A 21,971-nucleotide genomic window follows, 5' to 3' on the forward strand; every position below is an offset into this window, starting at 1 on the left:
TGGTTTAAAGAAGCTGATTTTTCCGGTGAAGAAGTCAGTGAGCTGCCAGAAAAATATCCGGTTGATGGGATTACCTATTATGCGAAATGGGAAGCTAAGCCATCGGTAATTAGCTTTGAAGAAAACCAGGGATCAGCAACACCGGATCTAAATGGTGTCACCGATCAGGAGATCACTGATCGAACCATGCCAGTGATCACTCGTGACGGGTACACACAAAAAGGCTGGTTTAAAAATGCTGATTTTTCCGGTGAAGAAGTCAGTGAGCTGCCAGAAAAATACCTGGTTGATGGGATTACCTATTATGCGAAATGGGAAGCTAACCCATCGGTGATTAGTTTTGAAGAAAATCAGGGATCAGCAACACCGGATCTAAATGGTGTCACCGATCAGAAGATCACTAATCGAGCCATGCCAGTGCTTACTCGTGACGGGTACACACAAAAAGGGTGGTTTAAAGAAGCTGATTTTTCCGGTGAAGAAGTCAGTGAGCTGCCAGAAAAATACCCGGTTGATGGGATTACCTATTATGCCAAATGGAGTATTAATCCCACTTCAGAACAAATCATAAATTTATTAGCCCGATCATATCCAACACAAACACATTCTATTACAATAAGTGATTTATATGAATTTAAAAACGTTACTTCCAATCAAGGTGTAGTTACTGTCAATAGTGTTATTGGTAATACCATTAATGTTACTTTATCAGGTGGTATATCTGATACAACGGGTGTAGTAAGCGGTTCATATACACCAGCACAAACGAAAACCGAATCAACAACAAAATCATCGATAGGATCAGATACAACACCATCAAGTGTTTCCTATAATTCTGGTGGTTATAGTGGTACTTTGAATAAGTATAAGACAACAAACGTAACTGTACAAACAGGTGGAGAGTATATACCCGCTGATAGTCGCTATCAGACTTTTGAATCACATTTTCCACAGGCGGAAATCGATGCCGGAACAACACACGTAACTGGCGTAGTCAGATATACTGAGGGCGGCTATACCGGACTTTTATACTCAAAGTCGATAACCTATTTTCCAACATATGTAAGAGTAATTTACGGTGGTACAGTAACTAAGGCGGGGATCGATACAAGAACGTATCGCACAGATTATACAGCATACTATAGTGGAACAGTGACTAAACCAGCGGTTGATACAAGGGTTTATGGCCCTTATTATAGATATCAACTAAATGTATCGTACATTAAAGATTAACTGAGTTATTCCTTATATTCAATTGGGATAATTCTTATATAAAGAATACATTAATGAGTACAATAGGAGGATTTATGAAAAATGTAAAACGTAACAGATTAATAATGGCAGCGGGCGTATTAGTTTTGATTGTATTGTCAACAACTGCTTTTAAAACAAATGACTATACAGAACAATTAGGAGTTGAATATCGAGGTCATGTTCAAAATAAAGGGGACTTTCCAAAACCACAAGGAAGCTACATCCCGGGACCAGAAGCATTAGGAACACGTGGAGAAGGATTGCGGATAGAAGGTCTGTGGATTAATTTAACAGGCGATGTTCCTAAAAATGCGGGAATTACTTATCAAGTCCACGTACAAAATGAAGGATGGATGACACCAGTTACAACAAATGAGTTTGCTGGAACAGAAGGACTTGGGCAACGTATTGAATCAATTAAAATTGATCTCGTTAATTTACCAGATTATGATGTTTATTATCGGGGGCATGTTCAAGATAAAGGAAATATACCAGTTGTAAATGCCAATCAATGGGGATGGGTTAAAAATGGAGATGAACTTGGAACAACCGGTTCATCCCTCAGATTAGAAGAAATTCAAATAAAAATTGTTAAGAAAAATGATGACGGTGTAGTATTTGATCAACCAGGAGTCTATGATCATAAAACAGGACATGAAAAAATTCAAGGCAATGCTATGGTTAAATCAAAAGATGTTATTTTGCAAAATGTTAGTATAGATGGTGATTTGATAATTGATAAAGCCGTTGGCGAAGGAGATGTTACACTTGATAATGTTACAGTTTCAGGCGAAACGCATATACGTGGTGGTGGCCACGATAGTATTCATCTAAACGGTGGTAGTTATAATAAATTCACGATTGAAAAAACAGCAAACAATATTGGTATTGAAGCTAATGCTGTTAATGATTTGGAAATACTAATTTCTGAAGATGCCAACGATAAATCCTTTGCGTTTGAAGGTGCATTTAAACTTATTACGGTCGAAGCAGCGAAAGCCACAGTAAACATTAAAGATAATACAACGGTGGAAACTATCCTAGTTAATAAAAACGCTAGTGATTGTAAAATGTATTTAAGTCATAATGCTGAAATCAATCAAGCAGTTTTAAATGCCAATGCTGTAATTACAGGTGAGGGAAACATTATCAATGCTGAAATTAAAGCGGATGATATCATCCTTGTAAAAGAACCTCAAAATATGAGTGTAGATCCGAATATTAAAGAACCACAAATTGATCCTGACTATGGTTCTTCTGCACCGGAAACAAAAGAAACAATAATAAAATTAACTAGCACCGCAGAAGCTAGTATAGTTTTTACTATATATGACTTAGTGAATGGGAGAGATCAAGTTAGTATTCCGTCTTTAACAATAAATGATTTTGAATTAAAGAAGGATAATATTTTTAACAAAGACACCGTTAATGATCTTGTGCTTGTAAAAGTGGATGCTAATACGTATATGATAAGATACACAAAGTGGATAAACAGTTTTGAACCAGGGCGGTATAACTTAAACTTTAACAAAGAAGGGTATGCTAAAAAATCCGTTGATTTTGAAATTGCGAGATTTGACTTTAAGTACGTACTTAAATCAATGTTAAATCAAATTATGTATGTGCCAGTATCAAAAGATGGATCAGATATATCAATAAATGATAGATGGACCACTCAAGAAGCAAAGACAGCCATGGAAGAAGCAGAACAAACAGCAAAAAATGTTTTAGCAGACGGAAATGTGAGTGAAGATACAGTTATGGAAACAACAACAGCTACTCAAACAGCGATAAATAACTATAATAATGCAAAGCAAAAAGGTTTAAAAGGGCTATCCGATAAAGAAAAAGTCGCTAATGATGTTTTATTTCTTCAAATGAATCACTATTTTATTCCAATAGAATATAAAACAAGCATGGAAACGAGAATATCTTATTTACAGCAACGGATTGATCAATTAATACAAGAAAACATAAATGGTATCGATACTTATAATGGTTCAAATGTATTAGTTGGATTTGATGAAAACTTTGGATATTTCATAAAAGTAACTTATGGAAGTTACACAAGTGAATTAAAAAACATTACCGTAAAGGAAGAATACTAAAAAGTGTAAAAGACTAAGAGGGTTATCAATATCCAATATTTACAGATAATGCTTCACGAATCAAGAAATTGAAGTCAAGTAGTGCTTATTGGCGGTTGAGATCACCTTATTATAATTCAGAGTATGGTGCATATGATGCAGCAGGAACGACAAAATAATAAACCATAAGAAGTGATCGAGATAAAGTTAATACTTGATCACTTCTTTTTTCGGAAGGAGACATTTATGATTAAAAAGCGAACCATCCTTATAGCATTAGTGCTTTTATTGGCTCTGTCGATTATTTCTCCCAGCGTCCAAGCTGAAGGTGCCAAGGCTTTTATCGGTACATCTGGAACATCAGAGGACAATATCACAATTACAATCACCTCCAATAAAGATGTTGATCAGATTCTGATCAACTCAGGAACGGGTGAGTTTCTACTAACCCCGCAAACTGAATACAGTGATGAGCAGCTAAAAGGAAATAACCAGGTGATGGATATGAATGGGGATCTTCAGGTCAACAGTGAAGATTACGATATCTTAAAGGCCCATGTCGATGGTGGCTGTAAAGACTACACCGCAAGAGAGCGGTGTCCCCATTGCGGAGCAGCTGATGTGAATGATGATGGGGTCATCGATAATAAAGATCTGGAAATGCTGCAAAACCATCTGGATGGAAACTGCCAGCTGGCGGACTGTTACTTCCACGGTACCCGGATTAATCGTAAAAATGATCCGGATGATCCGACTCGGTATATTTGGTCATTTAGCTACACCCCGACGATCCGGGGAACGGATCATATGACCTTTAAACCCCAGTCAATTACATCAACCGGATTACGCACCGGGGAAGAAAAAGAATTATCGGTCAAGGCCGAGGAATTTAAAAACCCGGAAATCATTCGTGCCGGCACATGGCCCAATCAGAATAAATACCTGATCAATACAGCGGTTAAGGTCTATGCGGTTACACCCCTTGAAACTGATCAGGTGGTTTTTAAAACCAACAGTGCCACCTTTGTGGTCAATACTCCGGAATCCATTGATTATGTCAAAGCTGAAAAAACCTGGAGTAAAACCTATAACCCGGGGACAGCCGGCAATGAGAATATTAAAATTACCGGTCAGGGACAACAGTCAGGAGGTACCTATCTGGATAGTGCGGTGTCGGTTGACTTTACCGAGCGGATCGTCGATCCCCAGGTATTGAGTACATCCAACAGTGTCCAAACCCACTCCTATTCCTGGACAACCTCCAGTACCGATGCCGATGGGAAGGTGACAACCACCACCCATACCTATTACTGGTATACCATCACAGTCACTGCCACAGCAAACGCCGATACCGAGTATGTGGTATTTAATACCCCGGGGGGAGCGGTGACCGACAACAGTTATTCCGTATCCGGCAGCAACCGGATATTTTCAACCGCCTGGGATAGCACCAACAGCGGAGAGAGTGCATCAGCTTCGGCCTTTTGCTATATCAGCGAAAAACCGGTGATTAAAAACAAGTATCGGGTCACCTTCGATCCGCAAAGTGGGAGTCAGATCGCACCGATTACCACCGAGTATGATACCTTGATCACCAGGCCGGCGGATCCGGTCCGTTACGGCTATACCTTTTCCGGATGGTACAAGGAAGCCAGATATATCAATGCCTTTGATTTCAATAATGACAAGATCCGGGGAACAACCACCTTGTTTGCCAAGTGGACGATTAATGATTATCAGATCAGCTTTGACTCCCAGGGAGGCAGTGCATGCGCTTCGATTACGACGAAATACGACTCGACGATCAACCCGCCGACTCAGCCGGCCAGAAGCAATTACGTGTTTGGAGGATGGTTTAGGGATGCAGGCTACACAAGCCCCTGGAATTTCACCACTGACAAGGTTCAGGGTGATACAACACTCAAAGCAAAATGGATCCCGGTGGTTTATAAAGTCACCTTTAACACCAAAGGCGGAAATGAGATCCCGGCGATCGGGGTGAATTATGACAGCACCTTGCCAGCAATCACTCCGCCAGTTTTAACCGGTTACTCATTTTCAGGGTGGTTTAAAGACAGCGGGTGTACCCAGGAATGGAAAGTGGCCAGTGACCGGGTTACCGGGCCGGTGACGCTTTACGCCAAATGGTCTATCAATCAGTATCAGATCAGTTTTGATGCGATGGGGGGCAGTGCGGTGAACGCAATTAGCACCAACTACAAAACCCTGATCACCCCGCCTGATCCACCAATTCGTGACGGTTTTGCCTTTGTGGGTTGGTACAAGGATTTCGGGTGTAACAATCCCTGGCGGTTTGATGCCTATCCGGTATATGAAGATACGAAGCTGTATGCCAAATGGAAAGCGGATTGATTTCTTTTTCAATCACCAAGGAGGAAAAAATGAATAGAACGAAGCGGTTTAGCAGGGTTTTTACCCTGCTTTATTTATTGGGATGGTTTATATTGCCAACCCCGGTTTTTGCCCACGATACCATTACAACCGATCAGATCACGGCGATCCAGGACTCGGAAAAGACCTTTACCATCACGGTTGGCCATCTGAATGCTGCCAATGGCATTGCCGGTCTGACCTGTAAGGTCTGGAGTGCAGCCGGAAGCCAGGATGATGTGAAGACAGAACCAATGACACAAAATGCTGATGGCAGTTATTCCTATGTGGTTGACATGGAACGGGATCACAGTGTCGAAAATGTGGCCAAGGTCAAACATTATGATAAGGGCATGTATTACATTGAAATTTATGGAGTGGATAACGGTGGAGTGACCGGAATGGTGGATTCCACCTATCTTGTGATCCGATCCGATGCCAATGAATGGAAGCGTCACAGCTATGATGGCACCAACTTTCATGAAGATACCTATCGGGCAATCCTGACAGTGACGCCAGAGATTAAAAACGGAACCCAGGAAGCCAACAGCGGGGCCAGTTTTAAATCCGGTTATGGTTATGCCCTGAATTTAAGCACAACCGTAGCCAGTAACGCCGATGTGGTAGCGGATCGATGGTTAGCCGGGGCACAGAATGCCAGTACGGTTTTCCCGGAGTTTAATTTTAAAACCGGGGTCACGACAAACGGCAGTTTTGATCAGTTTAATCGCCTGTCCGACTGCATGGGGATTACAAATAACAGCAATCTATCAAACTCGATGCTGGAATTAAAAACAAATCCGTTCTCAGCCAGCAGTGCCCGGGTGCATTTTACCCCGCTCTGGTTTCCGGATAATACGGAGTACACGGTTTATTCAGAGGTGTTCGATGCCTGGACGCCTGGGGGGATGCTGGGGACAGCGACCACCAACAGCGTCAACATCAACGGAACCGTTTATGACGATTGGCAGGTTAATAATAAAAAATAAGGGGGTGCCGGTGAGAAGCAAAGATAATGTACTCCTGTCCATCAAACCGGAGTATGCAAATGAGATTATGGACGGAAATAAACACTATGAATACCGAAAACGGATTTTTAGAAAACCGGTCAATACCATTGTCATGTACGTGACCAGGCCGGTGGGACTCATTACTGGGGAGTTTACCATTAAACGAATTATGGTTGATACACCGGAAAATATCTGGTTGAAAACAGAAGCTTATGCAGGGATTAAAAAGAAGGATTTCGATGCCTATTTTAAGGGTCATGACAAAGCTTATGCCATTGAAATGGAGGATGTGATGGCGTATCATACCCCGATTAATCCATTTAGGGTATGGAACCATTTTGTACCACCGCAGTCATTTCGGTACATCTAAAAAAAGGGAATGTGATTAAAAAATAATTTATGGAGGGTGAGGATGAAGATAAGAACAGCAAACGACGGAAGTAAGGGGATATGTCATAGAAACCAGGTTTTTAAAGTAGGGCAAACAGTGAAAACAACCGGAACGGGACTTGACGGTGATAAATTTGATAAAAACAAAAAGGTGTCAAAGCCGGGAATTGTCCTGGACTGTTATGATTTCTTTGTCCTGGTGCAGTTGCAGCATTCTAAAAAATGCTTCTTTTATAATCAGCTGGAGGTCATTTCGACAAAAGAATACCAGGATATGAGCAGGAAGAAATTAAAAAATTCAATCAGGGTGCTGCACCATGGGGCGCATTAATGAAGAATCCCATCGTTTTATCGCATTACCTTTTGTGAATGACTCATTAAAAATGGAAGTGTGGGATAAAGAGCGATGGTTATTCTATCTGGATCGTGATAATCAGAGTGTACCCTATGTAGTGATTGAAAAAGAAAAGAAAGATGAGCGGGTTATTCGAACGACTCGGGATCTGATGGACGTGGAAGCGCATTTATTTTCAAATGAAAAGGATGCGCTTCTTTTTATGAATAATTTTAAAGGAGAATAAAAATGGCAAATGGACAAAATGCAAGTTTGAGTGTTGGTATGGATCAGATTTTACAGCTGGGTGAGGTAACGGCCCGGATACTATATGCCATCGTGGAATCGGAAAAAGCAAAAATGATGAAGCAGGCTGCCGGGGTGGGGCAAGCAGCTGGAAAAACGGCTCTGGATGATAATAAGGCTGAAGTCAGTCCCGCTAAATCTGAAAATCAGGCGGTTTTGGAACGTGTCGACCCCATTGATACAAATCTCCTTGATAAGCTGGATAGTACCTTTAAGGAGTTTCTATTGGTCAGTCGGGAAGTGATTAATCAAACCCGGGAACCGGTGATTGATTTAAAAAATATGGAACAGCTCATTGATCCCAACCCCATTACCCGGGAGGAAAAAGCCCTGGCTAAAGAGATCAATGCGCTGGATCAGGCGGTGGAACGCACCAATAAAAGTCTGGATCAGTTTTCCGAAGCTGCCCAGGACAGTCGGATTCCCCGGCGCACGGTGATTCGTTCCCTGGGTGAGAAGATGATCCAGGTCGATGATAAACGCATTGCGGTGGCTCGGGGAATCGAAAACTATTTTTCCAACGTGACCAACCGGGCCCGGATCGGGTTTGCCACCTGGATGGTCAATCAGTTCGATGCGATCAACAGCCGGTTTGAACAGATCAAAAATGTGGCCAACCAACAGATTGATGAAATCAATCGGGCTGAGAAAAATAACCCGGTACGGGAAGCAGCAAGCGAGACTGTGGCGAATATTCAAACGAATACCCCGTCAAGGGACTCCAATTCGCCAGAAATCGATAAAATCAGAGATTTGTTGCTTACCATGGAAAACACCATGTCGGATCTGATGCGGGCCATTCATGCGGTCAATCAAACGCCCACAGAAACCCGAACGGTCAGCAATGATGCCAATCCCATCATTACCAGCGAAGCGGCCAAAACCCCGGAAAACGATAAAGCAATAAAGGGGGATCAGGTATTGACTGATGCTTTGGTAACGGATCGGATCTATCACGTTGATGAGTATGGACTCATGCTTCTCGATCTTCATGACGGGTTTGATGCCGATCCCCAAAAACTGGCGGATTTCATTCAGTTTTCGACCCGGTTTCAGCAATATACCACCAAAAATCAGCAATTGATCTTTGCCCAAAACGCCAATGCCATCCAGGTAGCCAACATTCAGGATTTATTGGAAAAGGGGATGCAGGTTAAGGAAGGTGAAGATCCGATTCAAATCTTTGTTCCCAATGATGCAAAAGAAGGCCCCCGGTTTGTGATGGGGTCGATTTATGATCTTACTCAAACCGATTTATCCGAAAGTGAATATCCTGATATAAAATCCAGTGAACAAATGGTTGAAAATAAGAATTTAACGGCAGGGATATTGGAATATTGCCAGGCGACGATCAAACCCAATTATGATGGCTTGGAAGGTCAACTCGAAGCCCAGGGGGTGGCTCTGATGCTGTTGGCCCATAATAACCTCAAAGCACCCGCAGAATTAAACGAAAGACTCAAAAAAACCTATCAGGCATATCGTGAAGAACTTCAAGGCTCCCCAAGCGATCACCAGAAACGCCTGGATGCGACCTTTAAATCCATGAATAAAACATTTCAGGATCATGTGGCGGAGTTGGATCAGTATTTAAGTCATCAACCGGTAACACCGGAAGAAAGCAGCCTTAAACGGGAACTGGAGGAACGGCAGGAAGAAGTCTGGGAGCCGGAAATGTGATCCTGTTTCCCGAGGAAACAAAAAAATAGATGGAAGCCTGTTTCCCGAGGAAACAAAAATCGCAAAACGAATCCTGTTTCCCCGGGAAACAAAAATTGAAAGGAAAGCAAAATGGATAAAATCATCCCCCTTATTATTTGTTGTGTGGGCATTATCGCACTGGTTGTAATGAACATCTGGAATAAGAAAAACAAGACGGTTCAATTCAAAGGAAAAAAGAAGGAGCCGGAGCATAACAGCGTCCACGATTTTATTAATGTCAAAGACATCAAAGGAAATTTTCTTTATACCAAAGATAATAAAATCTGTGCCTATTACCGGGTGGATGCCATCTCTCTGGATTTACTGTCACAGAGTGAAAAACGGTCCTTATGTAAGCAGCTGTGTGTGCAGATGGCCCCGGAATCCTCCTGGCGCTTTCTTTCGGTGGAAAGGCCGGTTGATATTTTTCCCTTGGTGGAAGAATACTCCCGGATCTGGACCCAAACCACTGAGCCGGTGGTTAAGGATATTCTGGGTAAGGAAATGCTGGAGATGCATCACTTTGCCGAATCCGGTGAAATTGTTCAGCGTCAGTTTTATTTCATCGTCTGGGAAGAATACGAAGATGGCATTGAACGGGATTTCCTCAAGCGGATCACTGATATTGCAAGCCGGTTGGCTAGTGGAACAATCACCGGTGAGATTCTAAAACAGCAGGAAATTGTCAGACTGTGTAATCTGATTAATAACCCTGCCTATTGTCATCTGGAAGATATGGAATACGGCACCCAGATTACAACGATTATGGATTTATATAAGAACAGTCATGAAAGTCAATTCGTGGCAGCAGATCAAACACAGGAGGTCGCATATGCGTAAGCACGAGAAACCCAAAGAAAGTCGGAAAGAACGGACAGCAGCCGAAAAACCGGTGAAGGACAAAGGGCCTAAAAAGGAACGGCGGTCACTTTTTGGGAATAGTGAGGAAAGTCAACCGGAACAGCCCAAGCGGGGATCCAAATTTGGGCGATCAAAAAAAGCAGCAATTACTGAAAATAAATCCCTGATGAATATTATTTCGCCCATCAACATGGAAATCAAGCCCAATGAATTGTGGATTGGTGAATATCTGGCCCGGGTGTATGGCGTGATCCAATATCCGGCCCACCGGGATTATGGGTGGTTGGGGAAACTGTCCAATATCCCCGGAACAGTCTTCTCCATTGAGTTTGATAAAATTGAGAATGCCGATTTTATTAATAATCTCAATAAATCTGTTAATCAGCACCGTGAAAAAGCCCAGGAAGCCAGTGGAAAAGATGCTCTGGCCGAGATGAATGCAATCAAGCGGGAGGAAGACTCAATCAAAATGCTCAAAAACATTGAGTTTGAACAGGAAGTGGTTGGCAGTGTGGGGATATCGGTTATGCCCATGGCCAACGACCGGGAAGTGTTTAATAAGATGTGCCGAAAGGTGCAAAGTACCTTTTTGATGGAAAAAACGAAGATTCGATCCTTTCCTTATCTGCAAAAGGAAGGCTTTCGCAATCTTTTTCCAGCCTGCACCCAGGAAAAGAATGTTCAGCAGATCATCAAAACGGTCATGCCCATTTCATCTGTTCTGGGGGGCTTTCCTTTTGCCAGTTGTGGTTATAACGATCAGGAAGGGTTTTTGTATGGCAGGGATTCCACTGGTGGAAGGGTTTGTCTGAATCTCTGGAAGCGTGGTAAGGATCGCACCAACTCCAGTGTGGTGGTGCTGGGTGATGTGGGATCCGGAAAATCAACGGTTATCAAAAACATTGCTCTGATGGAGTACGCCCTGGGAACCCGGATCATTTTTATCGATCCCGAACGAGAATATCAGGACTTATGCCGAAACCTGGGTGGTGATTGGATCAATGCCGGCGGGGATGGTAAGCACCTGATCAATCCCCTTCAAATTTTACCATTGGAAGAAGATTTATATCTTGAGAAGGATGATGAACCGGAAAAAGGCACTGAAAAAGAAAAGGATGTCCGAAAATTTGGTGCCATGGCCCTTCATTTAAAGACGCTTGACGTCTTTTTTTCGTTGTACTTTAAAGATCTCACCGACATTCAACGGGCGTTGTTAAAGGATTCTGTCATTACCCTTTATAACCGTTTTAATATCGTTTGGGATACGGATGTGACTACTATGAAAAATACCGATTTTCCGACCTTCAAAGATTTATATGAGCTGTTGATCGAACGGGAAGAAGCCGAACAGGAACGGGGAATCAGTGAAAAAGCATATACGGATTATCGGGATCTGGCCATTATCTTTAAAGATCTGGCCATTGGTGGCGATTCCTTCCTGTGGTCGGGTTACACATCACTAAAATCGGATGCCCGCTGTGTGTGTCTGGATACCTTTGATCTGAACAACTCATCCGACACCATCAAATCGACCCAATATTTTAATCTATTGTCCTGGGCCTGGCAGGAAATGAGTCGGGATCGTCATGAGCGGATCCTTCTGGTTTGTGATGAATCCTATCTGATGATTGATGAACGGGTGCCGCAATCGCTGATATTTCTCAGAAATGCCATGAAGCGCTGCCGAAAATATGAGGCCGGCATTATGATTATTTCTCATGCGGTTGAGGATTTCTTAAACCCCAGTATTAAAATGTATGGCCAGGCGCTGCTGGATCAGCCCTGTTACAAGATTATGCTGGGAACCACCGGACAGAACCTTCAGGACTTGAAAAAGCTCTATTTCTTAACCGAAGCCGAGCAGGAAGTCTTAACTGCCAAGCTCAGAGGAAAGGGACTCTTTATCATCGGTCGGGATCGGATTAGCATGTCCTTTGATGTGGCCGATTACAAGTTTAAGTATTTTGGGGATCGGGGTGGTCGGTAGTCATGGCGATTCCAGTCATTGCCAAAGCAGCGACAGCGGTTGCATCGGACAAGAAATTAAGAAACATCGTTCTGGGAATACTGGCCGGAATGCTGGGGCTGATCTTAGGACTGGTCTTAATGCTTGTTTATATTTTATCTACACCGATAACCATGCTGACCAGTTTAATTACCAATCCGGATATCCTGGCAGTTGTGCTGCAATTAAAAACCGAGTATCAATACTTATTACCCGGAAAAGCCAATGGCAATGGCCAGTTTGCCTGGCCACTGGATGCCGAATACAAACTGGATCGATCCGATGAAACCAATCTGTTTGGTGAACGGATCCATCCGATTTATGGTGATGTGCGGATGCATACCGGGATTGATATTCAAGCCCCCGATGGCTCGAATTGCTATGCCATTGGTGACGGAACCGTTGTTTATGCCGGGATGAATGGCGGTTGGGGGAATACGATTATTATAAATGTCGGAAAGGCCAAGGACGGGAAAGAAATCACGGCGCATTATTGTCATCTGGAATCAGGATCCTGGTCGATTGGTGCTGGCGATATGGTTAAGCGTGGACAATTGATCGCCAGAACCGGCGCAACCGGTAGCACCCAGGGGGGACACATCCATTTTGAAATAAAAGCCGACGGTGAATATGTGGATCCGATGCTTTATATATCCGATAGTGACGCTGCCATTTCCGGGGAGATTGACTTAAGCACCGCCGAAATGGTGAATGCTCAGATCACGGCCTATTGCGATTATGGAACCACGTCTTCCGGGACGACCACTACTGCCAACCGGACTGTGGCAGGTTATCCCAGTCTGGAAGCCGGTACCCGAATTTATATTCCGGTCCGGGCCGATCAGCCAAACGGTGGGGTCTATGTGGTCGAAGATCGTGGGGGTGCTGTGGATGAAGAACGGAAGGTTATTGATATGTGGCTGCCGACCGAAGCGGAGTGTCTATCATGGGGCCGACAACATCTGCCGATTTATGTTATACAGGAGGATAGTGCCACTAAAAAGCAAAGGATTGTTGACTTAGGGGGCTATGATTTCAGGTAGAATTAATCAATTAAAGAAAGAAAGTAGGTAAAAGAATGAAAAAAGTGGAAACCAACAAGACAAAGGAAGCGAAAAGCTTCAGAGATGACATTCTCAAGTTTATGCAAACCCTCAATGGTGTGGATGATGAAAACTTAACCCCGGAAGAAGCCGAAATACTCCGGGAATCCGTCGAGGAATTTGCATCGCAGTTTATTTATTTCCGAGAGTCCTATACCCAGAAAAATTCCCATATCCGGCACATTTCGGTGCTGATGGAAGATATCCGGGAGCTGGTTGGGGAGTCCGGAGAAAAATACGAAGAAGCTGAGGATCTGGAAGAATCCAATACGATTCTCTTTAATGCGGTTAATGAGGTCATCGGTAAGCTCAGTGAGGTGGAAAAAAATCTGGAAGAAGCTGAAAAAGAAGAAAGTGAATTTAAACGGATCGAGAGCATTGAGCGGATGTTCGTGCAGGCAAACCTGAGTGTCCAGGGATCAGAAGAAACCATCAAAAAAATGGCAGAACAGATCAAGGATCAAATGGTGACTTTCCGGGAAGGAGTTGAGAGTAATGACCTTCAGCTGGCCATTATTGAAAAAAACACCATCGACTTTAAACAGCAGTGCGATAACATCATTAAAACCTTTGAGTCGTTCAGTCAGCATTTTGACGAATCCAGAGAAGTCTCCCAAAAGAAACTCGATGAGCTTTTTACAAATCTGGTCGAACAGGTTAATCAGACCAAAACGGATATCGTGGGGGAACGGGAAAAAGAACTGGATGAACTCACCGGTAAATATAGTGAAGCACTGAACAAAATCGAGAGTAAAAGTGACGAAGCCCTGGGAAAAATGGAAGGTCTAATGGAACGGGTCAATACGCTTCTATTTGCTGAAGGTTTTAAACAGCTCTTTATTATCATTGGTGGTGGGTTCTCCATCATCAATTTTATCATGTTAATTGTACTGATATTCACGAAATAGGAGGAAATGAATCATGCTTTTATATGTAACCAGTAACCAGAACAATGGAATTTTTGATTTTCTGAAAAAAGAAAACGGCATGCCGATTAAAAAATTCATCGGAGATTATGAACTGGCAGCCTTTGTGGAGAATGATCTCAGTAAATTTGCATCCTATCGCTATCTGGCGGTGGATCTGGAGTGTTTGCTTGATATTCCAGAGGGTCTATTTAAGGCAATTGACGCAGTTCAGGATTGGTTCGAACAGCGACTGATCATCTTTGCCCGGGAGATCACCCCGGAGCTGAAACAGGAGCTTCTGAATCGGGAAGTCTATAATATCATTACCGGCGATCCCAGGGAATTTGAAGCCCAGATTCTAAGGGCAGTCAGTCGGACCGGAATCACCTACCAGGATCAGCTGCTAAAAGATGAGATTCATGAAGCAGTGGCCATTGAGCAGCCGTCGATTGCAGAAATCATTAAAAGGCCGGTTGTTGTCGATGACCAACCGCTGACTGAAATGCCATTTATTGAGACCGTCATAGCGGATCCAATGGAACCGGAAGCACGAGCTGAACCGGAGGAACAGTTTATTATCGTCGCCGGTTCCCAGCGTCGGACCGGTACCACCACCACGGCCATCCAGCTGGCCAACTATCTGGCCAATCAGGGAAAAATGGTGGCTTACATGGAAGCCAATGATCACAATCATCTCAAACCGATTATTGAAGCTTACCGCATGAAAAAAGAAGAAATCGATGATGGGGAATGGCATCAGACCAAGGGGGTCGATTATTTCTATCAGGATGGTCTGGTCATGAAAACCTATGATTACATTATCTTTGATGTGGGGGTTTTGAATGAAGATGTGATTGAACCCTTTAGTCAGGGGCACATAAAAATTTTGTGCGGGGCCGGCAAGTGCTTTGAACGGGCAGCTTTAAATCAGGCATTGGCACACTATCAGAAGGATGAGCTGGAGGAAATCAACCTGTTATTAAATTTCATTGCCCCGGAAGAAGAAGCGACATTGAAAACTTTCTTCCCAACGGCGCAGTTTAGTCAGTATGCCCCCAATATCATGGGATGGCACGCTAATAAAGAATTGTTCAGACAGTTATTGAAAAGAAATGAGCAGGGGGTTTCGTAATGACAGCAGCAGCCGTTAAAAAAGGCGATGTCATCCGCACCGATGGAGCCGATCAGACAGTAGTCTTGGATGTGCAGGGCAGTGATGCTCTGCTTTTTACCGGGACCCAGTTTATCAAAGCCCAGGGCATCCAGATGTTTGAAGGCAAATTGATCTGGGATTTCGGGAATTATTATCAGTCGATTGATCAGATACCCAAAAACTATGAAAACCTGGGTTTCCAGGATCTCAAACAGGATTTAACCAGCATGAAGCAGACCAATGAAGCGGAAATGATTAAGGCGCTGCTGGTTGTGGAAAATCGTTTTGAGGGAACGGAGCTACTGAATCACATCCATGAGCGGTTTGAAAATGAGGGTTTTAATCTGCTAAATGACGGGTTTGATCGGGTTCATGCGGAGCTGACCCGGGAAGAAGATTATGAGCTTGACGATGACTGGGAGCCGGAAGCATAAAGGTAATCTGTTTCCCGAGGAAACAAGAAAATCAGGAAATAAAGGAGTAATTGACGGGAATGGACACTGTTACAAAGGAATTGTTTAACACTTTCGGGAAATATAATTTTTTTACCGAACCAGAATTGAATACTGAAGCCAGAGAAGCGCTTTGCCTATTTCTTAAAAAACTCAAAAAGACAAAAAGCAGGAAGTCGTATCAAAGCGGTTATAACTACATGTTCTATTTACGATATTTGATGATCATGCGAAGGGGATTAATTGATGAAAATTACCTGATTGTGTGCAATGAACTGGGAAGTTTGATTTATCGCTTTCCACCAACGGAAACCCGAATCAAGTTAGTCATCATTGAACTGCTTGAAGAATTTCTAAAGGAGTGAGCCGATGTTTGGAAAAAAGAAACCAAAACAGCCGAAAATTTACATCGGTGGATTTAAAGAAAATTTTGACGATGCGTTATTTGCCATTCAGAATGGCCTTGCCATGGAAAAGGATATTACCGGGAAAATTGCTTGTCTGGATTTTGCCCTGAAGGTTTTACAGACCGACCTGAAACATTCCATTCTTTCGGAATCGATTTATAAAAAAGATATCACAGACTTAAAAGACAGCTATATCCCGTCAGTCACGCCATTAAAAACAGATGGGCAGAACTGGATCAATCAACGAACCGGTGAAATAATCAAGCCGGTTTTAGATTTTCGTATCGCCGTTATGTTTGAAGTGGAAAAAATGAAATTTGAATTACAACACGAGCTTGAAACCGGTTATATAAAGCCGGGAAGGCGCTGTGCTATTCCAGCTGCATGGCGTTTTTTTATTTGTTCAAAATGGATCGATGTCTATTAATCGTTGAATATGGGAATACATATAATCCTGTTTCCCGAGGAAACAAAATGATGAAAAGACTAATCCTGTTTCCCGAGGAAACAAGATATTCGAAAAGGAGAAAAAATGCAGAAAATTAAAAACGGATCATTTGCAAAGTATTTAGTCACGTTAGAAGCGCATGAAAATGACTTGCTATTATTTAATGGGGATCAATTTATCTGGGCATTCGATGCGGAGATTGATGACGATACCCAAAAGCCCGTGTGGGCAGCTGCCTGTTACTTTGATGATTATCGGATAGTACCGCCATTGGCAGAAATAAAGAAGTATTACAACAATCCATTTTGTATCAGAGAAGGTTTATGTTTTGCCATTGATCAGGAAAATAACCGGGCAGTGTTGCAGGGTTCAAACTTCCACGATGATGAACGGCCGATTAATAGTCCGATTTCACCGGTTGAGCTGGTCGAGTACCAGGGGATTTCATACCCGGTTACAGCGGTAGCGGATTGGGGATTTTACAATAATACCAGTGTAACCGATCTGATTCTGCCGGATTCAATTACCCAAATCGGGAATTATGCCTTTGCCAATTCGATCATCCATGACGTGAAAATGCCGGCGGATTTCATTATGGGAAATAATATTTTTTATGGCTGTAACCATTTAAGTGAAAAAATGAAAAATTATCAGGACGGAATAAAAATTGATCAGCATCCGCAATGCAATGTATTAAGAAAAGGCGATGTTTTTCAAACCAATGCTTCCGATCAGACGGTGGTATTGGATGTAAACGGGAGCGACGCCCTGTTATTTAACGGCCGGCAATTCATTCAAGCCACCAATATTCGCCAGGACGAACAGGGCTTACAGTGGGACGAAAGCCAGATTTATGGGCAGTTTCGTGATATTTCAAAACAGCAACCGGAGCAATCGTGTGAGGATGAATGGGAGCCGGAAATGTAATCCTGTTTCCCGAGGAAACAAAATAAAAAAAACGAACGTCTTGTTTCCCGAGGAAACAGGAAGAAAGGAATAAAAAATGCAAGCTTTAGCAATTGAAAATGAAGTGATCGGTTATATGAATGGTAAAGCGATTGTTAAAAATGAGAATGGTGAATGGTTTTATGTCGAAGTTCCGGAGGAATTTATTATCGCCGGCGAACAGATTGCTGATGAGGATTTAGCACCACTGGAACTATTGCCAAAACAAGTGCGAACGGGTATTTTAAAAGAAATGGGTGATCGGTAAATGGCCAAGTATGAGAAGCGAAGTCCAGAAGAAGTTAAAAAGGAAATGGATCTCTATAACCAGAAAATAATTGATCTGGGTGAGTCGTTCAAGCGTGATCCGGTGGTTATTGCTGAATATTTAGAGTTTTCTTCAAAGTTTTATCGTTACAGCCCCCGAAATCAGCAGCTTATTTTTTCTCAGAATGATCGGGCATCCTTTGTGGGCAGTTATCAGTTTTATAAGGAAAAAGGTTATCAGGTGCAGAAGGGTCAAAAAAGCATGAAGATTCTGGTACCGGTTAAAGCGTCTTATTTTTATCGGGATGGCGAAAATACGTCCACTCCTTTAATTAATGCAACCAAAAGTGAGCGGGAGCGGATCAAGCGGGGAGAGATCGATGTAAAATCGGTCATGCGGTTTAAACTGGGATCGGTTTTTGATATTTCCCAAACCGACTGCCCGGTAGCCGAATACCCCCAGTTAGTGAGTTTTGGGGAAGTATCTCAGGATCATGCCACCTTATATGAGCAACTACGGAGTTATTGTGAAGACCAGGGATTCCCGGTTGAGGAAACGGCCTTACGTTCGATCAAATTACGGGGATCTTATACGCCAGCTACCAATGAAATCAGACTGAATGAAAAACTTCAGGATACTCAAAAGCTCGGGACGTTTCTGCATGAAATGTCTCATGCTTTTTTAGACCATACAGTCGAAGCATTTCGTTCCGAAATAAGTGAACATCAGCATGAATTTGAAGCCGACGGTTTGACCATTATGTTTTTGAGTCGCTTTGGCCTGGAAGTTACTGAAGGTACCAAAGATCATCTGGCATCCCATTACCAGAGTTTTCTGGAACAGATCGAAGCGCTGCCGGAAGAAGAACAAAAAAAACATAGCCTGAACCTGTCCATGGACAAGATCAACAATACCTATAAAGAACATATCGGGGCGATGGAAGAACATTTGAATCAACTTAATGCCGGGGCACAGACTGAAGACTATGAAGAAGAATGGGAGCAGGAAATGTGATTCTGTTTCCCGAGAAAACAGGAAATAGAAAATCATAATCTTGTTTCCCGAGGAAACAAAATCATGAGCATTTTGATGGCAGTGGATATCCTAAGTGTATTAACCGATTATAATTGTTCAATGTATAAAAATCGTCAAGTATTTACCAAGAACATGTTGTTGAAAGAATAAAATAAAAGGGATTGGTATTAAGGAGGAAAAAATGGAAAAAGTGACCAAGGAACTATTTGAAATTATTAAAAAGTATCATCTTCCTTGTTCGATGAAAGGGAATATAAACAATGATGCGAAGGAGGCGTTGTTGGAGTTTAGAGAAAAATTACGCTTAATCAAGCCTGAATCGTGTTATAATCAAAATAAAATGAAAAGAAATTTTGATTATTTGCATTATTTAATACCAATTCGATCGGCTTTAATCAATCAACAGTATATTGCTGCCTGTCATGAATTGGGGAGCTTGATTTATCGTTATACGGTAACAGAGCTTCATATGAAAATGCTGATTCTTCAATTATTGGATGAGTACGTATGAACATTTTTAAAAATTTCAAAAAAAAGGGTGTGTCGAAGATAATTCAAAATGAACAATCCTGTCAATTTAAGGAGGTTATGAGTTTTGCAGATTTTGGCCTTTCAGATTCGAAGAGTATCAAGAAGCTTAACGCAAGGTTGGAATTTTTGAATTATATTATTGCGGTTTTAAGAGAAGATTTGAAATACGCTCTGATTGCACAAGTGATGTACACCTATGATGTTATTGATTTAGACAAGAAATTCATTCCAATCTGTAAAGATATTGAAGGAAATGATGTAGATGTTCAAAAAAATCTTTCACATCAAGACAGGAATATGTGGCTTGCTGATGATTGTGTCATTGGGAATCCCTGGGTTCAACAAAGAATATGGAGTTTGGCAGTTGACCTTTTGAAAGCTCCGTTTATTCAGGATTCTAATCAGCAAGGAGTATATTTTCCTGAGCTGAATTTGTGTTTTGTTTATAGTGGCAATCATTCAATTGCGGTTGGATCTATTTATAAAACGGGGGTAATACGAGTTAAAGAATGCTCAATAGAGCCAGCGTTTGAACATTTGAAATCAGATGGGATCTCGTGGATTAATGTTCATACTAACGAAATTATTGAACCAGTTAAAGACTTTCGAATTGCAGCAATGTTTGAGATTGCCAAGAAAGTCTATTATCTAAAAAATGATATTGAGAGTCGGATTAACAGAACAAATTTCGAATGCAAGAAAAGATTTGAAAATAAATTTGAATTGTCATTAATTGAAAGTGTTTCTCTTGCCAGAAAGCAGCTGGTACCTAGTATTTATCTTGCAACTAAGCTGGAGGAGGCAAACATAACTTTATCTGAAGTGCAAACAATACTTAATGATGAAAATGTTGCGAATGTTACATTGGACGATATAAAACTTATTTTGAATCTAAATGAGGCCTGGGAGTATTTATTGTTTAGCATAAGTGATTTGGTTGATATAAATTATGTATGCAAGATTAACGACTTTGTTGTAAGAAATCAAAATAATAGGTGGGACATTCCAGAGGAATTAAAAGTAAATGTTTTGCGAACCAGATTTGATATCTTGAAGTTGTGTTTTGATGTTGTTGAAATGAAGATTGAAGAAATTTTAGATCCTTCCTTATCAGTCACAGAACAGGCATTGGAGTTCTTTATTTATTGTATCAACCATGAGCCATTTTGGAAATGGAATAAAAGCACCGGATTGTTGATTGCAAATAAAATTTTGATTAGTGACGGAGCTGGAATCTTACAGATTTCTGAGGAAAATATGACTTTATTCAATCAAGAATTGAAAAATTTAAAAAAAACAAAAGATAGTGCTCAATTAAAAACTTTTTTACATGAAAATTGTATAAAAGGACTGGAATAGTGAGATTCTGCTCAATAGTGAAAACACTGAAGATAAGTTCTTAAAAATAGATGATAAGGATGATATGAATTGTGCTATCATTAGCTAAACATTTTTCATTGCCAAAGAAAGTATGATAAGAAAGTGAGGGATGACCGATTGAAGATTGAACAGCTATTAAAAGAAATTGAAAATAAAAATAACGTCCTTCAATCCTGCCGGCCTTTAACTCAAGGTGAAATCGAACGACTTAATGAAACATTTATGGTTCAGTTTACCTATAACTCCAATGCGATTGAAGGCAATACCTTAACGCTTGGAGAAACTGCCATGGTTTTAGAAGGACTTACCATTGATCAAAAGCCCTTAAAAGATCATTTGGAAGCCATCGGTCATCGGGACGCCTTTGAATATATTAAAGACCTGGTAAGTGAAAAAGCCATTTTATCCGAAGCCGTTATTAAAAATATTCACTCCTTGGTTTTAATCAATCGACCCAAAGATAAGGGGATTTATCGACGAATACCGGTTTCAATTGCGGGAGCCTTTATCGAGCCGGTGCAGCCGGTTCAGATACAGCCATCCATGGAAGAATTGATTAAAAAGAATGAACAGTGGAAGTCAACACTTCATCCAATCGAGCGAGTCGCACGGTTTCATTTAGAATTTGAAGGGATTCACCCCTTCATCGACGGAAATGGTCGAACCGGTCGGTTAATCCTTAATCTTGATCTGATGCAGAATAATTATCTGCCCGTTAATGTGAAATTTTCAGATCGAAAAAAATATTATGAAGCATTCGACACGTATTTTAGAAATGATGATGTTTCAGCAATGGCGGAACTGATCGGAAACAACCTTTTAGAACGCATTAATGAATATATCAACATTCTGTCCGATTCGCAAACCCTTGAAAATGATGAAGAATGGGAACCGGAACAATAATCCTGTTTCCCGAGGAAACAAAATACAGGAAACACATCATAAGGAGATCCAAGCGGATCTCTTTTTTCTTTTCAATCTCAAAGACAAAACCATATTGAC

General features: G+C 41.6%; 22 protein-coding genes. All 22 read left to right on the forward strand.

The annotated features are described in order from the left end of the window. The coding region (locus tag A3KS_RS21050) for an InlB B-repeat-containing protein (protein WP_035356133.1) at window positions 1-1,233 on the forward strand (1,233 nt) is incomplete at its 5' end. Between the two features lie 74 nt (window positions 1,234-1,307). Then, entirely contained in the window at window positions 1,308-3,362 is a 2,055-nt protein-coding gene (locus A3KS_RS22635) for an Ig domain-containing protein (RefSeq protein ID WP_051355835.1), read from the forward strand. Window positions 3,363-3,587: 225 nt separating this feature from the next. Further along, window positions 3,588-5,714, forward strand: coding sequence for an InlB B-repeat-containing protein (locus A3KS_RS0111845; protein ID WP_026395106.1), 2,127 nt, complete (start codon window positions 3,588-3,590; stop codon window positions 5,712-5,714). Between the two features lie 29 nt (window positions 5,715-5,743). Then, on the forward strand, window positions 5,744-6,721 hold the full coding sequence (locus A3KS_RS0111850; RefSeq protein WP_026395107.1) for a DUF8195 domain-containing protein: 978 nt from the start codon (window positions 5,744-5,746) through the stop codon (window positions 6,719-6,721). Window positions 6,722-6,731: 10 nt separating this feature from the next. After that, the gene (locus A3KS_RS0111855; RefSeq protein WP_035356136.1) at window positions 6,732-7,112 is read left to right on the forward strand and encodes an ASCH domain-containing protein; all 381 of its coding nucleotides are present in this window, start codon (window positions 6,732-6,734) and stop codon (window positions 7,110-7,112) included. A 42-nt stretch (window positions 7,113-7,154) separates the two neighbouring features. Further along, window positions 7,155-7,463: a hypothetical protein gene (locus A3KS_RS0111860; protein ID WP_026395109.1), complete on the forward strand. Its 309-nt coding sequence runs from the start codon at window positions 7,155-7,157 to the stop codon at window positions 7,461-7,463. Further along, a complete protein-coding gene (locus A3KS_RS0111865; protein WP_026395110.1) occupies window positions 7,450-7,713 on the forward strand; it encodes a hypothetical protein in 264 nt (87 codons plus the stop codon). The genes A3KS_RS0111860 and A3KS_RS0111865 overlap by 14 nt, the downstream gene beginning before the upstream one ends. A gap of 2 nt (window positions 7,714-7,715) precedes the next feature. Beyond that, window positions 7,716-9,452: a hypothetical protein gene (locus A3KS_RS0111870; RefSeq protein ID WP_026395111.1), complete on the forward strand. Its 1,737-nt coding sequence runs from the start codon at window positions 7,716-7,718 to the stop codon at window positions 9,450-9,452. Window positions 9,453-9,563: 111 nt separating this feature from the next. Beyond that, entirely contained in the window at window positions 9,564-10,313 is a 750-nt protein-coding gene (locus tag A3KS_RS21060; RefSeq protein ID WP_051355837.1) for a TraC-like domain-containing protein, read from the forward strand. Beyond that, window positions 10,306-12,321 (forward strand): VirB4 family type IV secretion system protein, encoded by a 2,016-nt coding sequence (locus A3KS_RS0111880; protein WP_242834763.1) that lies wholly within the window; start codon window positions 10,306-10,308, stop codon window positions 12,319-12,321. The genes A3KS_RS21060 and A3KS_RS0111880 overlap by 8 nt, the downstream gene beginning before the upstream one ends. A 2-nt stretch (window positions 12,322-12,323) precedes the next feature. Further along, on the forward strand, window positions 12,324-13,382 hold the full coding sequence (locus A3KS_RS0111885) for a peptidoglycan DD-metalloendopeptidase family protein (protein WP_026395113.1): 1,059 nt from the start codon (window positions 12,324-12,326) through the stop codon (window positions 13,380-13,382). A gap of 35 nt (window positions 13,383-13,417) precedes the next feature. Beyond that, on the forward strand, window positions 13,418-14,350 hold the full coding sequence (locus A3KS_RS0111890; protein WP_026395114.1) for a hypothetical protein: 933 nt from the start codon (window positions 13,418-13,420) through the stop codon (window positions 14,348-14,350). A 13-nt stretch (window positions 14,351-14,363) separates the two neighbouring features. Next, window positions 14,364-15,482 carry a hypothetical protein gene (locus A3KS_RS0111895; protein WP_026395115.1) on the forward strand — a complete coding sequence of 373 codons (1,119 nt, stop codon included), beginning with the start codon at window positions 14,364-14,366 and terminating at the stop codon, window positions 15,480-15,482. Beyond that, window positions 15,482-15,937 (forward strand): hypothetical protein, encoded by a 456-nt coding sequence (locus A3KS_RS0111900; protein ID WP_026395116.1) that lies wholly within the window; start codon window positions 15,482-15,484, stop codon window positions 15,935-15,937. The genes A3KS_RS0111895 and A3KS_RS0111900 overlap by 1 nt, the downstream gene beginning before the upstream one ends. Before the next feature lie 59 nt (window positions 15,938-15,996). After that, complete coding sequence (locus A3KS_RS0111905; protein WP_026395117.1) at window positions 15,997-16,320, forward strand: hypothetical protein; 324 nt, start codon at window positions 15,997-15,999, stop codon at window positions 16,318-16,320. 4 nt (window positions 16,321-16,324) lie between these two features. Next, a complete protein-coding gene (locus A3KS_RS22640; protein WP_026395118.1) occupies window positions 16,325-16,789 on the forward strand; it encodes a DUF6710 family protein in 465 nt (154 codons plus the stop codon). A gap of 105 nt (window positions 16,790-16,894) precedes the next feature. Further along, window positions 16,895-17,737, forward strand: coding sequence for a leucine-rich repeat protein (locus A3KS_RS0111915; protein WP_026395119.1), 843 nt, complete (start codon window positions 16,895-16,897; stop codon window positions 17,735-17,737). 76 nt (window positions 17,738-17,813) lie between these two features. Next, window positions 17,814-18,023 carry a hypothetical protein gene (locus tag A3KS_RS0111920; RefSeq protein ID WP_026395120.1) on the forward strand — a complete coding sequence of 70 codons (210 nt, stop codon included), beginning with the start codon at window positions 17,814-17,816 and terminating at the stop codon, window positions 18,021-18,023. Next, on the forward strand, window positions 18,024-19,037 hold the full coding sequence (locus A3KS_RS0111925) for an ArdC-like ssDNA-binding domain-containing protein (protein WP_026395121.1): 1,014 nt from the start codon (window positions 18,024-18,026) through the stop codon (window positions 19,035-19,037). Between the two features lie 202 nt (window positions 19,038-19,239). Then, a complete protein-coding gene (locus A3KS_RS0111930; RefSeq protein ID WP_026395122.1) occupies window positions 19,240-19,569 on the forward strand; it encodes a hypothetical protein in 330 nt (109 codons plus the stop codon). Next, complete coding sequence (locus tag A3KS_RS22645) at window positions 19,566-20,948, forward strand: DUF6710 family protein (RefSeq protein WP_051355838.1); 1,383 nt, start codon at window positions 19,566-19,568, stop codon at window positions 20,946-20,948. The genes A3KS_RS0111930 and A3KS_RS22645 overlap by 4 nt, the downstream gene beginning before the upstream one ends. 138 nt (window positions 20,949-21,086) lie before the next feature. After that, complete coding sequence (locus tag A3KS_RS21075; RefSeq protein ID WP_242834764.1) at window positions 21,087-21,872, forward strand: Fic family protein; 786 nt, start codon at window positions 21,087-21,089, stop codon at window positions 21,870-21,872. Window positions 21,873-21,971 lie beyond the last annotated feature (99 nt).

This window comes from Acetobacterium malicum subsp. dehalogenans DSM 11527, assembly GCF_000472665.1.
Lineage (GTDB): Bacteria > Bacillota > Clostridia > Eubacteriales > Eubacteriaceae > Acetobacterium > Acetobacterium malicum.

Excerpts from the sequence above, each read along its gene's own strand:
- A3KS_RS22635 (WP_051355835.1), top strand. The coding sequence starts at position 1,308 with ATGAAAAATGTAAAACGTAACAGATTAATAATGGCAGCGGGCGTATTA.
- A3KS_RS0111845 (WP_026395106.1), top strand. The coding sequence starts at position 3,588 with ATGATTAAAAAGCGAACCATCCTTATAGCATTAGTGCTTTTATTGGCT.
- A3KS_RS0111850 (WP_026395107.1), top strand. The coding sequence starts at position 5,744 with ATGAATAGAACGAAGCGGTTTAGCAGGGTTTTTACCCTGCTTTATTTA.
- A3KS_RS0111860 (WP_026395109.1), top strand. The coding sequence starts at position 7,155 with ATGAAGATAAGAACAGCAAACGACGGAAGTAAGGGGATATGTCATAGA.
- A3KS_RS0111865 (WP_026395110.1), top strand. The coding sequence starts at position 7,450 with ATGGGGCGCATTAATGAAGAATCCCATCGTTTTATCGCATTACCTTTT.
- A3KS_RS0111870 (WP_026395111.1), top strand. The coding sequence starts at position 7,716 with ATGGCAAATGGACAAAATGCAAGTTTGAGTGTTGGTATGGATCAGATT.
- A3KS_RS21060 (WP_051355837.1), top strand. The coding sequence starts at position 9,564 with ATGGATAAAATCATCCCCCTTATTATTTGTTGTGTGGGCATTATCGCA.
- A3KS_RS0111880 (WP_242834763.1), top strand. The coding sequence starts at position 10,306 with ATGCGTAAGCACGAGAAACCCAAAGAAAGTCGGAAAGAACGGACAGCA.
- A3KS_RS0111885 (WP_026395113.1), top strand. The coding sequence starts at position 12,324 with ATGGCGATTCCAGTCATTGCCAAAGCAGCGACAGCGGTTGCATCGGAC.
- A3KS_RS0111890 (WP_026395114.1), top strand. The coding sequence starts at position 13,418 with ATGAAAAAAGTGGAAACCAACAAGACAAAGGAAGCGAAAAGCTTCAGA.
- A3KS_RS0111895 (WP_026395115.1), top strand. The coding sequence starts at position 14,364 with ATGCTTTTATATGTAACCAGTAACCAGAACAATGGAATTTTTGATTTT.
- A3KS_RS0111900 (WP_026395116.1), top strand. The coding sequence starts at position 15,482 with ATGACAGCAGCAGCCGTTAAAAAAGGCGATGTCATCCGCACCGATGGA.
- A3KS_RS0111905 (WP_026395117.1), top strand. The coding sequence starts at position 15,997 with ATGGACACTGTTACAAAGGAATTGTTTAACACTTTCGGGAAATATAAT.
- A3KS_RS22640 (WP_026395118.1), top strand. The coding sequence starts at position 16,325 with ATGTTTGGAAAAAAGAAACCAAAACAGCCGAAAATTTACATCGGTGGA.
- A3KS_RS0111915 (WP_026395119.1), top strand. The coding sequence starts at position 16,895 with ATGCAGAAAATTAAAAACGGATCATTTGCAAAGTATTTAGTCACGTTA.
- A3KS_RS0111920 (WP_026395120.1), top strand. The coding sequence starts at position 17,814 with ATGCAAGCTTTAGCAATTGAAAATGAAGTGATCGGTTATATGAATGGT.
- A3KS_RS0111925 (WP_026395121.1), top strand. The coding sequence starts at position 18,024 with ATGGCCAAGTATGAGAAGCGAAGTCCAGAAGAAGTTAAAAAGGAAATG.
- A3KS_RS0111930 (WP_026395122.1), top strand. The coding sequence starts at position 19,240 with ATGGAAAAAGTGACCAAGGAACTATTTGAAATTATTAAAAAGTATCAT.
- A3KS_RS22645 (WP_051355838.1), top strand. The coding sequence starts at position 19,566 with ATGAACATTTTTAAAAATTTCAAAAAAAAGGGTGTGTCGAAGATAATT.